13 protein-coding genes are annotated in these 14,591 nt (G+C 72.4%); 8 read left to right on the top strand and 5 right to left on the bottom strand.

All coding sequences use genetic code 11. The features are described 5' to 3' along the window. Positions 1-48 precede the first annotated feature (48 nt). The 8 genes from AB0M08_RS42420 to AB0M08_RS42385 all read left to right on the top strand — a co-directional run bounded on the left by AB0M08_RS42420 (position 49) and on the right by AB0M08_RS42385 (position 7,089). Positions 49-1,056, top strand: a complete 1,008-nt coding sequence (locus tag AB0M08_RS42420; RefSeq protein ID WP_364506374.1) for an iron ABC transporter permease — start codon at positions 49-51, stop codon at positions 1,054-1,056. After that, positions 1,053-2,087, top strand: a complete 1,035-nt coding sequence (locus AB0M08_RS42415; protein WP_364506371.1) for an iron chelate uptake ABC transporter family permease subunit — start codon at positions 1,053-1,055, stop codon at positions 2,085-2,087. The genes AB0M08_RS42420 and AB0M08_RS42415 overlap by 4 nt, the downstream gene beginning before the upstream one ends. Then, positions 2,084-2,881 carry an ABC transporter ATP-binding protein gene (locus tag AB0M08_RS42410; protein ID WP_364506369.1) on the top strand — a complete coding sequence of 266 codons (798 nt, stop codon included), beginning with the start codon at positions 2,084-2,086 and terminating at the stop codon, positions 2,879-2,881. The genes AB0M08_RS42415 and AB0M08_RS42410 overlap by 4 nt, the downstream gene beginning before the upstream one ends. Next, positions 2,878-3,891 carry an ABC transporter substrate-binding protein gene (locus AB0M08_RS42405; RefSeq protein WP_364506366.1) on the top strand — a complete coding sequence of 338 codons (1,014 nt, stop codon included), beginning with the start codon at positions 2,878-2,880 and terminating at the stop codon, positions 3,889-3,891. The genes AB0M08_RS42410 and AB0M08_RS42405 overlap by 4 nt, the downstream gene beginning before the upstream one ends. Continuing rightward, positions 3,891-4,721 carry an alpha/beta fold hydrolase gene (locus tag AB0M08_RS42400; protein WP_364506363.1) on the top strand — a complete coding sequence of 277 codons (831 nt, stop codon included), beginning with the start codon at positions 3,891-3,893 and terminating at the stop codon, positions 4,719-4,721. Before AB0M08_RS42405 ends, AB0M08_RS42400 begins: the two co-directional genes overlap by 1 nt. 311 nt (positions 4,722-5,032) lie before the next feature. Further along, on the top strand, positions 5,033-5,854 hold the full coding sequence (locus tag AB0M08_RS42395; protein ID WP_364506360.1) for a siderophore-interacting protein: 822 nt from the start codon (positions 5,033-5,035) through the stop codon (positions 5,852-5,854). Beyond that, positions 5,854-6,549, top strand: a complete 696-nt coding sequence (locus tag AB0M08_RS42390; RefSeq protein WP_364506357.1) for a class I SAM-dependent methyltransferase — start codon at positions 5,854-5,856, stop codon at positions 6,547-6,549. Before AB0M08_RS42395 ends, AB0M08_RS42390 begins: the two co-directional genes overlap by 1 nt. A 57-nt stretch (positions 6,550-6,606) precedes the next feature. Further along, on the top strand, positions 6,607-7,089 hold the full coding sequence (locus AB0M08_RS42385) for a PadR family transcriptional regulator (protein WP_364506354.1): 483 nt from the start codon (positions 6,607-6,609) through the stop codon (positions 7,087-7,089). A gap of 35 nt (positions 7,090-7,124) precedes the next feature. Here AB0M08_RS42385 and AB0M08_RS42380 read toward each other — a convergent pair whose 3' ends face one another. The 5 genes from AB0M08_RS42380 to lysX all read right to left on the bottom strand — a co-directional run bounded on the left by AB0M08_RS42380 (position 7,125) and on the right by lysX (position 14,437). Continuing rightward, positions 7,125-7,361: a hypothetical protein gene (locus tag AB0M08_RS42380; RefSeq protein WP_364506351.1), complete on the bottom strand. Its 237-nt coding sequence runs from the start codon at positions 7,359-7,361 to the stop codon at positions 7,125-7,127. 199 nt (positions 7,362-7,560) lie between these two features. Continuing rightward, a complete protein-coding gene (locus AB0M08_RS42375) occupies positions 7,561-8,355 on the bottom strand; it encodes an inositol monophosphatase family protein (RefSeq protein ID WP_364506348.1) in 795 nt (264 codons plus the stop codon). A gap of 79 nt (positions 8,356-8,434) precedes the next feature. Further along, positions 8,435-9,400, bottom strand: coding sequence for a pectinesterase family protein (locus AB0M08_RS42370; protein WP_364506346.1), 966 nt, complete (start codon positions 9,398-9,400; stop codon positions 8,435-8,437). Between the two features lie 130 nt (positions 9,401-9,530). Continuing rightward, a complete protein-coding gene (locus AB0M08_RS42365) occupies positions 9,531-11,048 on the bottom strand; it encodes a GGDEF domain-containing protein (RefSeq protein WP_364506343.1) in 1,518 nt (505 codons plus the stop codon). 116 nt (positions 11,049-11,164) lie between these two features. Then, positions 11,165-14,437 (bottom strand): bifunctional lysylphosphatidylglycerol synthetase/lysine--tRNA ligase LysX, encoded by a 3,273-nt coding sequence (gene lysX / locus AB0M08_RS42360; protein WP_364506340.1) that lies wholly within the window; start codon positions 14,435-14,437, stop codon positions 11,165-11,167. Between the last annotated feature and the right edge of the window lie 154 nt (positions 14,438-14,591).

Raw genomic sequence — 14,591 nt, 5'->3', positions numbered from 1 at the left:
CGGCACATCGCATGGACAGGGTAGTTAACTTAGCCTTACCTTACCTGCGTGCAACCCAAGACCATCGGAAGACTCGGTGTCTTCGCCGTGGCGGTGGGCGTCGTCGGCGGGGTCGTGGTGCTGAGCCTGATGGTGGGCCGGCAGGCGATCTCACCGGTGGACGTCGTCCGCGCGCTGATGCCCAGTGCCACCGGCGACGCCGCCGACATCGTGCGCGGGCTCCGGCTCGAGCGTACGGTCATCGGCCTCGTCGCCGGGATCGCGTTCGGCGGCGCCGGCGCGCTCATGCAGGCCCTCACCCGCAACCCGCTCGCCGACCCGGGACTGCTCGGGGTGAACGCCGGTGCGGCCGCCGCCGTGGTGACCGGGTTCGCGTTCTTCGGCATCAGCAACGGATTCGCGCAGACCGGTCTCGGCCTGGCCGGCGCGGCCGCCGGGTCGGTCGTGGTCTACCTGCTCGGCAGCGGTTCCCGCGCGGCGGCGACCCCGGCCCGCCTCGCGCTCGCCGGGGCGGCCCTCACCGCGGTGCTCTACTCCTACATCAACGCGATCGCGATGAGCGACCAGGAGAGCTACGACGCGCTGCGGTTCTGGGTGGTCGGCTCGGTCGTCAACCGCGGCTACGACCGGCTGCTGATCGCGCTGCCGCTGATCGTCCTCGGCGTGCTGCTCGCGCTGGTGGTGACGCCGGCGCTGAACGCGATGGCGTTCGGCGACGACACCTCGAAGGCGCTCGGTCTCGGTCTCGGCCGGGCGCGGATCGTCACCGCCGTCGCGATCACCCTGCTCTGCGGCGCCGCCACCTCGGTCGCCGGGCCGATCGTCTTCGTCGGGCTCGCCATGCCGCACGTCGCGCGGTTGGTGGCCGGCGCCGACCAGCGCCGGATCGTGCCACTGTCCATGCTGCTCGCCGCCGCGTTCCTGGTCCTCTGTGACACCCTCGGCCGGGTCGTGTCCAGCGGCGCCGAGATCGAGGCCGGCGCGGTCACCGCGATCCTCGGCGCCCCGGTCTTCATCGCCCTCGTCCGCCGCCGCACGTTGACGGCCGTCTCATGAGCGGCGTCGCGGTACTGGCCGCCGGGCGCTTCTCCCTGCGCGTACGCCACAGAACGGTCCTGGTCTGCCTGGCCCTCGCCGTCGTGCTGGTCGCGGCCCTGATCGTCACGCTCGCCGCCGGCGTCAACGCCTTCCCGATGTCCCGGGTGGTCGCCGCGGTGCTCGGTGACGGCACCCCCGCCGAGAACCTGATCGTCGGCGAGCTGCGCCTGCCCCGGGCGGTCACCGGTGCCCTGGTCGGCATCGCGTTCGGCGTCGCCGGGGCGATCTTCCAGTCGGTCACCCGGAACCCGCTGGGCAGCCCGGACGTGGTCGGCTTCGGCACCGGCGCGTCCACCGGCGCGCTCGTGGTGCTGCTCCTGCTGAACGGCGGCGTCACCGCGACCTCGATCGGCGCGGTGGCCGGTGGTGCGGTCACCGCGGCCCTGGTCTTCCTGCTCTCCGCGCACCACGGCGTCTCCCCGCTGCGGCTGGTGCTGGTCGGCATCGGCGCGGGCGCGGCCCTGAACTCGCTGAACTCGCTGCTGATCGTGCGCGCCCAGCTCTACGACGCGCAGAGCGCCTCGGCGTGGCTGGTCGGCAACCTGGTCGGCCGGGACTGGAGCGACGCCCGGCTGATGGGTGGCGTCCTGGTCGCCGGGCTGACGATGTGCCTGGCGCTCTACCGGCCGCTGACCATGAGCGAGTTCTCCGACGAGCGCTCGATGAGCCTCGGGCTCTCCGCCGGGCGGACCCGCCTGCTCGCCGTGGCCACCGGCGTCCTGCTGGCCTCCGGCGCGGTCGCGGTGGCCGGGCCTATCCAGTTCATCGCGCTCACCGCGCCGCAGATCGCCCGCCGGCTCACCGGGGCTCCGGGACCGAATCTGATCGCCTCCGGGCTGACCGGCGCGGTGCTGCTGGTCCTCGCCGACCTGGCCGCCCGCGAGGCGTTCCAGCCCCGGCAGCTCCCGGTCGGCGTGCTCACCGGCCTCGTCGGAGGCGCCTACCTCGCATGGCTGCTGGGCCGCGAATGGAAGAAGGGACGGGCATGACCGCGCGTTTGAGAGCGGACCACGTCGCGCTCGGGTACGACGGCAAGCGCATCGTGCACGACCTGGACCTGACCGTGCCGGACGGCTCGTTCACGGCCATCGTCGGCGCGAACGGCAGCGGCAAGTCCACCCTGCTGCGCGGCCTCGCCCGGCTGCTCAAACCCCAGGGCGGCACGGTCCTGCTCGACGGGAAGGCGATCCACGACCAGCCGTCCAAGGAGGTCGCCCGCCGGCTCGGGCTGCTCCCGCAGTCGCAGGCCGCCCCGGACGCGATCAGCGTCGCCGACCTGGTCGCGCGGGGCCGGTACCCGCACCAGTCGCTGCTGCGCCAGTGGTCGCCGGCCGACCAGGCCGCGGTCACCGCCGCGCTGGAGCTGACCGGCACCGCCGAGCTGGCCGGGCGGGCGTTCGACGAGCTCTCCGGCGGGCAGCGGCAGCGGGTCTGGCTGGCGATGGCGCTCGCCCAGGAGACCGACATCCTCCTGCTCGACGAGCCCACCACCTATCTGGACATCGCCCACCAGATCGAGATGCTGGATCTCTGTGCGCGGCTGCGTACCGAAAGGAACGCCACGCTCGTCGCGGTGCTGCACGACCTGAACCTCGCCGCCCGCTACGCCACCCACCTGGTGGCGATGAAGGACGGCGCCATCGTCGCCGAGGGCGACCCGCGCTCGATCATCACGCCCGAGCTGATCGAGAAGGTCTTCGGCCTGCCGTGCCGCGTCATCACCGACCCCGAATCACAGACCCCCCTGGTCATCCCACGATTCACCCTGGAGAGGAAACCGTGAACACCCGATTCATCCGCGTCGCCGGTGCGGCCGTCGCCGTCGCCACCTCGCTCACCCTGGTCGCCTGCGGCGGCGGTACCGAGGCCGCCGACAGCGGCAGCGCCGCCAGCGCCGCGCCGGCCGGCCCGTTCGAGTACAAGGACGCCCGCGGTACGACCGTGTCGCTGGCGACCACCCCGACGACGGTGGTCGCGCAGAGCAGCGTCGCGGCCGCCCTCCTCGACGCCGGCTACCAGGTCGCCGGGGCGTACGGCGAACTGAAGCCGGACGCGGCCGGGAAGCTCAGCTACCAGGCGGGTTCGCTGGACCTCACCAAGATCCAGGTGATCGGCAGCACCTACGGCGAGTTCGACACCGAGAAGTACGCGCTGATGAACCCGGAGCTGCTGGTCGACTTCACGTACGACGCCACGGCGCTCTGGTACGTGCCGGCCGCCCAGTCCGAGAAGATCCTCGCCCTCGCGCCGTCGGTCGCGGTGCCCGGTGACTACGACACCACCGACGCCGCCATCCAGACCTTCGTGGACCTGGCCGGCAAGCTCGGCGCGGACACCGGCAGCGCGACGGTGACCAGCGCGAAGGCCGACTACGACGCGGCGCTCAAGGAGGTCAGCGAGGTCGCGAAGACGTCCGGCCTGAAGGTCGCGGTGATGTCCCCGAGCACCGACAGCCTCTACGTGGCCGACCCGGACTACCTGCCCGAGGGCAACACCCTGAAGGCCCAGGGCCTGGACATGATCTCCCCGGAGAACCCGAAGAAGGAGGTCTTCGCGCAGGAGAGCTGGGAGAAGGCCCCGCAGTACGCCGACGCCGACGTGATCCTGGTCGACGCGCGCACCTACGACGACCAGAAGGCCGCCCTCGCCAAGGTCGCCACCTGGGCGAACCTGCCCGCGGTCAAGGCCGGTCAGGTCTACAACTGGTACGCGGCCGCGCCGTACTCCTACCAGTCGTACGCGAAGATCTACAACGAGCTCGCGACCGAACTCGCCGCCGCCAAGAAGCTCTGATGGCTCCGGCGCACCCCCTCGGCGAGTCCCGCTTCGTCACCACCGCTGACGGCCGTCGCCTGCACCTGCGTTCCGCGGGTTCGGGGGAGGTCACGGTGGTCTTCGAGGCAGGGCTCGGCATGTCGGGGGTGTGCTGGGGGCTGGTCGCCCCCCTCGTGGCCCGCGATGCCCGTACCGTCGTCTACGACCGGGCGGGCATCGGGGGCAGCGACGACGGCCCACGCCCGCGCACGCTGGATCGGCTTGCCGGCGATCTGGACGCGCTGCTGTCGTCGCTGCCCGGCCCGTTCGTCCTGGTCGGGCAGAGCTGGGGCGGCCCGATCGTCCGCCTCGCCGCGGCACGGGGAAAGTCCGACATTCGCGCTCTGCTCCTCGTCGATCCCTCCGACGAGCACGGCGACGACTTCTTCCTTCCCGGTACGCGTCGTCGTATGGCGGTGGCGGGCCCCCTGACACGTACCCTCGCCGGGGTCGGTCTCTATCGGCTCGCGGCCCGGATCGGCGCCGCGCTGCCCGAGCCGCTCTTCACCCAGTTCCGCACCGAGAACTTCGGCCGCCGAGGCGCCCGGGCACTCCACGACGAGGTCCGTCACTTCCTGCCCGGGCTCGCCGAACTGCGCGCCGCACCCCCGGACCCCGGCACCCGCCCGGTCACGATCGTCTCGGCGGGCGGCGGCGTCCTGCGGGCCGCGCACACCGCCTCGGCCGCCGCCCTGCCGCACGGCCGCCTGGTCGTCGCCGAGGAATCCGGCCACAACGTCATGCTGGACCGGCCCGCCCTGGTCGTCGAGGAGATCCGCGCGCTGATCAGCGCCGCTGCGGCGCCGTGAGGTAGCGCCTGCGTTCCAGCCCCGGCAGTCGCTGTGTCGCCGGGCTGCCGTGTCGCCGTGTCGCCGTGTCGCCGTGTCGCCGTGTCGCCGTGTCGCCGTGTCGCCGGGCCGCTGTGCCGCTGTGCCGCTGTGCCGCTGTGCCGCTGTGCCGCTGTGTCGCTGTGTCGCTGTGTCGCCGGGCCGTGCCGCGCTCCGGCAGACCGGGCCCTGTCGCGCTTCCGTGAAGATCCGCTCGGTTGTCGTCGACGCTATCGCGATATATCGTGAGCGTGTGATGATGCAGGTTAGCGAGCAGCGGAGGAGAGCGCCGCATGAGTGACATCCAGGGCCGTGGTGGTCCGGGCGGGGGCCGTCGGCGTCCGCCGCCCCAGACGGTCGAGGTCGTCCGGGTCGAGCGGGTCACCCCGCGGCTGGTCTCGGTGCACCTCGGGGGCGGCGACCTGAGCCGCTTCCGGGACGCGGCGCCGACCGCGCACATCAAGCTCTTCCTGCCGGCGCCCGGTCAGGACGCGCCGGTGCTGCCGACGGTCACCCCCGAGGGTGGCCGGGTCTGGCCGGAGGGCGCCGCGCGGCCGACCGTGCGCACCTACACCCCGCGGGCCTACGACCCGGCCACCGGCACCCTGGAGGTGCAGTTCGTGCTGCACGGCGAGGGACCCGCCTCGGCCTGGGCCGAGCGGGCCGTACCCGGCGCCACGCTGGCCCTGGGCGGGCCCGGCGGGCGGTTCGGCGCCGACCTGGACGCGCCCCGCTGGTGGATCGCCGGGGACGAGAGCGCCCTGCCGGCCGTCGCCACCCTGCTCGACGCCCTGCCCTGGGCCGCGAGCGCCCGGGTGCACCTCGAGGTGGACGGGCCCGACGACGAGATCCCGCTGAGCAGCAGGGCCGACCTCACGGTGAGCTGGCACCACCGGCGGAGCCCGGATGCCTTCGGCGAGGAGCTGTACGACGCGGCCGCGAGCGCCACGATCACCGGCGGCACCCAGGCCTGGGTCGCCTGCGAGGCGTCCGCGATGCGCCGGATCCGCCGCCGGTTGCTCGACGGCGGGGTCCCGCGCGAATCGCTGGTGACCCGCGGCTACTGGCGTCTCGGCGTCGCCGACCATCCCGACCACGACCACGGGGAGGACTGATGTTTCCCACGCTCGACTACCCGAGCCCACTGACCGACCCGCGGGCCCGCGAGGTCCTCGACCGGCTGCACGAGAGCCGGGGCGGCGGCCCCGGCGGCCGTCCCGGAGGTGGTCCCGGCGGCGGGCCGGGCGGCCGTCCCGGTGGCGGACGCCGCGGTGGGGGCGCCCCCGACCCGTTCCAGCGGGTGCACCAGGCGCTGGCGATCCGGCCCGAGCAGGGTGACCTGATCTACCTGCTGTGCCGGGCGATCGGCGCGACCCGGGTGGTCGACTTCGCCACCTCGATGGGCGTCTCGGCGATCTACTTCGCCGCCGCGGTCCGCGACAACGGCGGCGGCACCGTGATCGGCGCGGAGATCGTACCGGAGAAGGTCGAGACCGCCCGCCGCAACCTGGCCGACGCGGGCCTGGCCGCCTTCGCCGACATCCGGCTCGGCGACGCCCGCGAGACCCTGCGGGACGTCGGTGGCCCGGTGGACTTCGCGCTGATCGACGGCTTCCCGGTCGGTGACGGCCCGTCGCTGGCCCGCCAGGTGATGGAGGTGCTGATCCCGCAGCTGCGCCCCGGCGCGCTGGTGCTCAACGACAACGCCGAGCCGGACTACCTCGATCTGGTGCGCGACCCGTCCCGTGGCTTCCGCTCGCTGGCGCTACCGATCAAGGGATCGACCGAGCTCTCGGTCAAGGTCGGCTGACCGGCCTGATAGTGTCACGATATATCTGCTCAAAGCGCTTCTGAACCGGATGGCACGATGCGACGACACGGAGGTCACCGCGGCCACGGCGGCGGCGAGGGCGGCCGGATGCGCCGCGGCATGGTGCCCGACCTGGTGCTCACCGCGCTGCTCGACGGCCCCGCACACGGCTACGAGCTGATGGACCGGCTGGAACAGTTCAGCGGCGGCAGCTGGCGCCCCAGCCCCGGCTCGATCTACCCCCTGCTCCAGATGTTCCAGGACACCGGCCTGGTCCAGAGCAGCGAGACCGACGGCCGCCGGGTCTTCGCGCTGACCGACGCGGGCCGCGAGCGCGCGAGCGAGCGCCGCGTCGACACGTTCGGCGCCTCCTTCCCGTCCGACTCGGACGAGCACAACCAGCTGCGCACCGAGATGCACCAACTGCGCGCCGCCGCCCAGCAGGTCTCCTCGATCGCCTCCCCGCAGGCGATCGAGGAGGCCGTCGCCATCGTCAAGAGCGCCCGCCAGGCCCTGTACCGCCTACTCGCCGAGCAGTGACGCCGCCGAAGACCGCGCCCACCGCCGCCCGCCCGCTACTCGTGGTGCCGCCACGCCTCGGGATCGGCGATGCGCCCCACCCGGGCGATGTCCTGAGCCAGCCGCTTGCTGCTCTCCGGCCACTGCCACCTGGTCACGTCCTGCGGCAGCCGTGACCACTGCTCGTCGAGATGGAGCCGGAAGTACTCCGCCCGGCTGACCCGGTCCGTCAGGGTGTGAACCTCTTCGATCAGCCGCGAGTACTGCTCATCCGCGATCGGTGCGCCGACCACGACCGCGGCGAGGTAGGCGAAGTACGCTCCCTCGCGCTTGGCCTCGATGATGAAACGGGGGCCGGGCTTCCCGAGGGCGTACGTCCCGGACGTTGCCCTCCACCCACCGGATCAGATCGTCCAGCGCCGCCTTGCCGGCGTCGTATTCGGTGGGAGAGTCCACAGGTTGATGGTAGGGCCTGCGACGGACGGGGCAGGGTCAGGACGCCGGTGCGGAGGGGTCCGCGGCGCGGATGCGGGTGGAGAGGGCGGGCCAGAGAGACGGGGTGGCGCCGATCGTCAGTGCGGTGGTGAAGTCGTCGCCGTGGCCGCCCAGTGTCACGCCGGCCTCCTGGGCGATCAGGGCGCCCGCGGCGATGTCCCACAGGTTCGTGTCCAGGGCGAACCCGCCGTCCAGGCGGCCCGCCGCCAGGTAGACCAGGTTCAGTGCGGCCGGCAGCCGGCGGATGTCGCCGACCGACGGGAGCAGGGCGTCGACGATGCGGCCGGCCCGGCCCTTGGTCGCCACATTGGGCTGGAAACTGACGCCGACCAGCGCCTTCTCCAGGGTGGTGTCCGAGGAGGCGGTGATCTTCTCGCCGTTCAGGAAGGCGCCGCCGCCGGTCACCGCGCTGAACGTCTCGCCCGCGACCGGCTCGTGCACGACCGCGGCCCGCGCCTCGTCGCCCTCGTACAGCGCGATGCAGACCGACCACGGGCCGGTCCGGCTGATGTAGTTGCGCGTACCGTCCAGGGGGTCGATCACCCACTTCCATCCGGTCGTACCGGCGGAGCCGTGGCCCTCCTCGGCCTGGATCGCGTCGTCCGGCCACGTCGCCCGGATCGCGTCGACGATGAGGCGCTCGCTGGCGATGTCGACGTCCGAGACCACGTCGTTGACGTGCGCCTTCGGCGCTCCGACCTGCAGCGTGTCGCGTCGCTCCAGCTGCAGCCGCCCGGCCTTCGAGGCCAGATCAGACATCGTTTCGCGTACGGCGAGAAGGTCCCGTTCCATGCCGGAGACGCTATCCGATCAGTCGCGCGGGGGCGCCCGTCGGTCGGCGGGCGCCCCCGTGGCGTACCGGAGAAGGGTCTCAAGCAGTGGGGTTCCAGCCGTCGGAACCGGCCAGGTACTTCTCCGGGGTGTAGTTGGCGGCCTGGGCGTCGGTGAGCTGGGTGCGGTTGCTGTTCGTGGTGGCGCCCGCACCGGTGTTCTTGTATTCGTAGAAGCGGGCGTTCTGCCACGTGTTGCCCGACATGTCGGTCCACGGCTGGGCGACCCTGACCGTGGCGCTCAGCGTCGATTCGCGGTAGGTGACCTGCGCGGCGGCACCCCACGGGCGACCGAGATAGGTCAGATCGTTGGTGGCGCCGGTGACCGTCGACTTGTAGATCAGGAAGCCGTACGTCTGGGTGGACGGGGTGTTCGCCGCGGTGATGTAGCCGCCGGAGCTGCGCTTCTCGTAGATCTGGCAGGCGTAGAAGACCGCGCTGCCGTTGCCGTAGATGAAGTCCACGGTGCCCTCGATGTAGGAGCTCCAGACGTACGCCCGGGCGCTGTTGTAGATCAGCAGCGTGTCCTGATCGGCGGTGACCCGGACGTAGCCCAGCCGCGCCCGGTCGCCGTAGAGCGCCAGGGCCAGCGCCTGCGACGAGCCGTTCGCCGTCTCGTCGTAGTCGTTGTTGAACGTCAGGTTCTTCGCGTAGAAGTCGGTGGACTGGACGTAGACCGTGGCGGATCCGGTGGTGCCGGCGGTGGAGGCGGGCTTGTTGTTGACGATCACCGTGTCGGCCGGGGTGGAGCCGAGGCCCTCGAGCGTGACGTACGGCTTGTTCGACGGGATCACCACGCTCTCCCGGTAGGTGCCGGCCTTGATGGTGATCGTGATGCGGCTGGTATTGCCGGCCGGCACCGCGTCCACGGCGGCCTGGACGGTGCGGTAGGTGGCCGACCCGTCCGACGCGACGGTCAGCGTGGTGGCGGCCGCGGCGGGCTGGGCGGCGAGGCCGAGCAGGACGATGGGGGCGAGGGGGACGGCGATCAGTGCGGTCAGGCGCACGAGTACTCCTTCGGGGGATGGCGCGGCGGGGGACCGCGCTGGCGGGTGGGGAAGCCCGCACGAAGAGAGATGTATCGATGCCTGACCACGCTACGCACGTGCGCGGAATTAAGTCAACGAGCGAAACAAATCAGCGGTGGCCGGCCTTCTCGGCGTACATCGCCACGTCCGCCTCGTGGACCAGCTCCGTGCCGTCCCGCCCGCCGTGGTCGACGGCGACGCCGACGCTCGCGCCGACCCGGATGTCGTGACCGCGGACGGTCATCGGCAGACTGATCGCGGCGGCGAGCTCCCGGGCCCGCTCGCGTGCCTCGTCCTCGGTCAGCGGCTCCGCGGTGAGCAGCGCGAACTCGTCCCCGCCGAGCCGGGCCGCCACGTCGTCCGGGCCCGCGAACGCGCGCAGGCGCAGGGCCACGGCGGCCAGCACGGCGTCGCCGGTGGCGTGGCCGTACGTGTCGTTGACCGGTTTGAACCCGTCCAGGTCGATCAGCAGCACCGCCCTCGCGCCGGTCTGCTCGTCCAGGTGCCGCTCGAAGAGCGCCCGGTTGGCGAGCCCGGTCAGCGCGTCGTGGAACGCCAGATGCTCCAGCTCGGCGGCGAGCCGGTCCCGTTCGGCGAGCGACCGGTGCAGTTCGGCGACCTTGGTGTCGAGCATGGCGAGCAGGCGGGCGTTGTCGGCGAACGCGGCCAGCTGCCGGACCACCACCAGCGCCGAGCTCAGCGCCGAACCGGCCACCACGATCCACGTCTCGGTCCGCCAGCCGTTGATCGCGAGCACGCCGATCAGCAGCGCGAAGGTGCCGCCGACCGCGGCGTACGGCAGCAGGCTGTACGGACGGTGCCGGTCCCGCGGCCGGCTCGCCCGCCCGGACCGGATCCGCAGATGCTGGACCCGCGCCGCGGCGGCGAGCGCGGCCACCGCGATCACCGTCGCGCCCTGGTGCCACGGCACGTGCCCGTGGGCGACCAGCATCGGCCGGAACCCGGTGGCCGCGCCCTCGCCCGCCGCCGAGAACGACAGCAGCGCCCCGGTCAGCGGGGTGAACGGCTTGACCGGCATCAGCCACAGCTTGACCAGCGAGAAGACCGCGACCATGTAGAGCGCGGGCCCGAACAGCAGCGAGATCAGCCGCCCCGCCCCGGCGATCCCGGCCTCCCCGGCGGCGACCGTGAAGTAGCAGCCGAGGGTCGCCGCGAACGCCAGCACGGTCGCCGCGTCGAGCAGGAACCGCACCCGTTCATGCCGGTCGACCAGGCCCAGGGGAGTACGGAGCAGCGCGTAGACCAGGCAGACCGTGCCGATCACGATGCCCGCGCTGTACACCGGCCCGCCGATCGCCGCCGCCGTGCTTCCCGGATCCCGCAGGTAGACGGAGAACTGCCAGGCGTCGCTGAGGATGAAGATCGACGACCCGGCGGCGACCGCGCCCCACATCCACCGGTCGCTGTCGACCGCGTGCGGACTACGCCGGATCCGGTACGCGTTCACTGCCGCGACACCGCAGAGCATGACCAGAACCGGCCAGACCAGCGCACCCATCACGCGCCCACCGGTGTCCGCCACCCCGACCGTGAACGCCCCCAGCGCCACCAGACCCAGCACGATCAGCACCGGGTCACGGCGCAGCGGCGACGACACGATGCTCACGAGACGACCTATCGGCCCCTCTACCCGCCGAGCTAAGGACTAGCCCGTGTTTGCGGAGCCCGGCCGGGTGCGAGGCGCGCACTGGACCGCGCCGCGGCCCCGGCAGGGCTCCGAAACTAGCGCACCGGTGTGGGACGGTGGAACGGGAAGGCCAGCGTCGCGCGGATCGGGGTGCCGGTGAGCAGCATGACGATGCGGTCGACGCCCAGGCCCAGGCCGCCGGTCGGGGGCATCGCGAACTCCAGCGCGCTCAGGAACGCCTCGTCGAGCTGCATCGCCTCCGGGTCGCCGGCGGCCGCCTTCAGGGACTGTGTGGTGAGCCGCTCGCGCTGTTCGACCGGATCGATCAGCTCCGAGTACGCCGTACCCAGCTCCATCCCGAACGCGACCAGGTCCCAGCGCTCGGCCAGCCGCGGGTCGGTCCGGTGCGTGCGGGTCAGCGGCGACGTCTCCAGGGGGAAGTCCGTGTAGAACGTCGGGTACGTGGTCTGCTTCTCGACCAGCGCGTCGTACAGCTCGACGACCAGTTCGCCCGCGGTGGCGCCGGCCGGGGCGTGCACGCCGTGCCGGTCGCAGACCCCGCGCACCTCGTCGGGCGTGGAGGCCGAGGTCAGCGTGCTGCCGGACGCCTTGCTGACCGCCTCGTGCACGGTCAGGATCGGCCACGGGTCGCTCAGGTCGACGAACTCACCGTCGCGCAGCGCCGCCGGCCGGCCGTGCACCGCGGTCGCCACCTCCAGGATCAGCTCCCGGGTCAGCTCGCGCATCACCGTGTAGTCCGCGTACGCCTGGTACGCCTCCAGCGAGGTGAACTCCGGGTTGTGGGTCGCGTCGACGCCCTCGTTCCGGAAGTTCCGGTTCAGCTCGAAGACCCGCTCCATGCCCGCCACGCAGAGTCGCTTCAGGTAGAGCTCCGGGGCGATCCGCAGATAGAGCTCCATATCGTACGCGTTGATACGGGTGCGGAACGGCCGTGCCGCGGCGCCGCCGTGTACCGACTGCAGCATCGGAGTCTCCACCTCGGCGAATCCGCGTACGTGGAAAGCCTCACGCAGAGCCCGGACCGCCAGGCTCCGGTGACGCAGCACCCGCATCGCGTCGGGGTTGACGAGCAGGTCGAGGTGACGCTGCGCGACCCGGGCCTCGGGGTCGGTGAACCCGGCGTGCGTGTCCGGCAGCGGGCGCAGGCACTTGGCGGCCATCACCCACGCACTGACCAGCACGGACAGCTCGCCACGACGCGACGCGACCACCTCGCCGGTGACGCTGAGATGGTCACCCAGGTCGACGCTCCGCTGCCACAGGGCGCGCGCCCCGGCCGGCGTCGCGTCCGCGGTCAGCATCGCCTGCAGCGTCGTGTCGCCCTCCTGCAGCACCGCGAAGGTCACGCCGCCCAGGTCACGCAGCGCCCGGACCCGTCCGGTGACCGAGACGTGCGCGCCGGTCCGGGCTCCGGCGGCCAGCCCGGCGTGCGCGGCGACCACCGCGGCCAGGGTGGTCGTCCGCGGCACGCCGACCGGATACGCCTCGGGCAGGTGCGCGAGCTTCGCCAGCCGGGCCCGCTGCTGCTCGCCGATCCGCCGTTCGGGCCGGACCGGGCGCAGCAGCTCGTCCTCCTGGGCGAGTACGGCACCGAGGAAGCCGGGCATCTCGGCCGCCGGATCGGGGATCGCCGGGGCGAGCGACGGCAGGAACCCCTCGGCCATCCCGGCGGCGAGCGCGGCCCGGGTCAGCGCGAGCGACGAGTCGAAGCAGAGGAAGCGCGGCACCCAGGCGGGCAGGTACTTGGCGTTGGCCCGGTAGAGCGACTCCAGCTGCCAGAACCGCGACGCGACGGAGAGGACCGCGTCGCTGAGCCGGGTGACCGGTCCGGCGCCGACGCTGTCCGCCGAGCTGAAGATCGCGCGGAACATGGCGAAGTTCAGCGAGACGCGGCGTACGCCCAGGTCCCGGGCGGACTCCATGAGCGCCGCGACCAGGAACTCGGTGAGCCCGTTCTCCGCCTGCCGGTCGGCGCGCATCAGGTCGAGCGAGAGCCCGCGCACGCCCCAGGGCACGAAGGTGAGCAGTCCGCGTACCCGGCCGTCCGGATCGTGTGCGGTGACCACGACGCAGCGCCCGTCCGCCGGATCGCCGAGCCGTCCCAGCGCCATCGAGAAGCCGCGCTCGGTGTCGTCCCCGCGCCAGGCCGCCGCGAGCTGATCCAGTTCGGTCAGCTCCTCCGCCCCGATGCTCGCCTGTCTGCGCACCTGCGCGGTGTATCCGGCGCCGCGCACGCGGTTCACGGCCCGCCGGACCGGGCTCATGGCCCGCCCCTCCAGCCCGAACGCGCCCGTCTCCAGGATCGCCTCGTCCCCGATGCTCAGGGCTTTGAGACCGCTGTTCACGTACGCACCGGCGCCCGCCTCGCCGGCCGAGAGCACCGCCGGCAGCCAGCCGTGTGCGCGTGCCTCGTCCAGCCAGGCGCCGATCGCAGCCGGCCAGGACCCGACGTGCCCGATCGGGTCGCCGCTGGCCAGGCTGACCGAGGCGACCACCCGGTAGGTGACCGCGGCCCGCCCGTCCGGCGAGAAGACCACCGACTTGTCCCGCCGGGTGGCGAAGTAGCCGAGCGAGTCGCGCTCGCCCCCTTCCAGGATCAGCCGCCGCAGGCGTATCTCGGCCTCGGCGTTGAGGTACTGCGCCGCCCGTGCCGACCGCAGGAACACGCTGACCGCCCCGAGCAGCACCAGTGCGGAGAGCGTCGACGCGACCAGCGACTCCCAGTGGTGCCCCTGGTGCCCGTTGAGCCCGGCGCTGTTCCCGGCCGCGCTCAGCCCGAGCGCCGTCCGGTTGGCCCAGACGACGCGCTCACCCATCCCGCTCAGCGTGTCCGGAAAGAGCAGCGTCAGGCCGAACGCGGACACCCAGGAGAGCGCCAGCCCCGCGAGGAGCACCGCGAGCGCCGTCCGCCGCGAGGCGTGCGCGAGCCGCGCCGGGAACGCACGACGGGCCCGCCACAGCAGCACGGTGACGACCACCCCGAGCGGCACACTGCCCACGGTGAGCACCACTTCGGCCCGGTTGAGATCGAGATCGGTGCTGGCGAGCTCATCCCAGTAGAGCACTCCCGCCACGGCCAGCACGGCATCCACCAGCGTCGCGAGCACCTGATAGACGAGGAGCAACAGAAACGCCGCCCGCAACCGCCGCCGCAGCGCACTCCCCAACACCAGCAGCGCCGCCGCGATGAACAGGTTCGGCTCGGCCGGCACATTGACCAGCCCGAACGCATAATCCACCCACCAGGTCCAGGCAAACCCCCGCAGCGGAAAACTGAGCAACACCCAGACCCCAGCCACGGTCACGACCCGCCCCGGCCAGGCCGCCAGTCGATCTCCAGTCCTCATCACGGAGCCACCGTAATCGCCCGCGTCGATCAAGACCCCAGCATCGCCCCGAACCCCGTCGGAGATCGAGGCGACTCTCTCCCGCCTGGCGGATCAGGGCGTGCAGAATTCCCGGGTACGCGCCATGGAGCCGGACGTCCTGGCCGAACTGCTG

It is taken from the genome of Actinoplanes sp. NPDC051851 (assembly GCF_040681165.1).
In the GTDB taxonomy this organism is placed as follows: Bacteria; Actinomycetota; Actinomycetes; order Mycobacteriales; family Micromonosporaceae; genus Actinoplanes.
Note: the sequence above shows the minus strand (reverse complement) of the source record. Positions and strands in the feature narration are given on the sequence as shown.

Bases quoted from the DNA above. Each gene is read 5' to 3' on its own strand.
- AB0M08_RS42395 (WP_364506360.1), top strand. From the start codon at position 5,033: ATGAGTGACATCCAGGGCCGTGGTGGTCCGGGCGGGGGCCGTCGGCGT.
- AB0M08_RS42385 (WP_364506354.1), top strand. From the start codon at position 6,607: ATGCGACGACACGGAGGTCACCGCGGCCACGGCGGCGGCGAGGGCGGC.
- AB0M08_RS42375 (WP_364506348.1), bottom strand. From the start codon at position 8,355: ATGGAACGGGACCTTCTCGCCGTACGCGAAACGATGTCTGATCTGGCC.
- lysX (WP_364506340.1), bottom strand. From the start codon at position 14,437: ATGAGGACTGGAGATCGACTGGCGGCCTGGCCGGGGCGGGTCGTGACC.
- AB0M08_RS42400 (WP_364506363.1), top strand. From the start codon at position 3,891: ATGGCTCCGGCGCACCCCCTCGGCGAGTCCCGCTTCGTCACCACCGCT.
- AB0M08_RS42390 (WP_364506357.1), top strand. From the start codon at position 5,854: ATGTTTCCCACGCTCGACTACCCGAGCCCACTGACCGACCCGCGGGCC.
- AB0M08_RS42410 (WP_364506369.1), top strand. From the start codon at position 2,084: ATGACCGCGCGTTTGAGAGCGGACCACGTCGCGCTCGGGTACGACGGC.
- AB0M08_RS42415 (WP_364506371.1), top strand. From the start codon at position 1,053: ATGAGCGGCGTCGCGGTACTGGCCGCCGGGCGCTTCTCCCTGCGCGTA.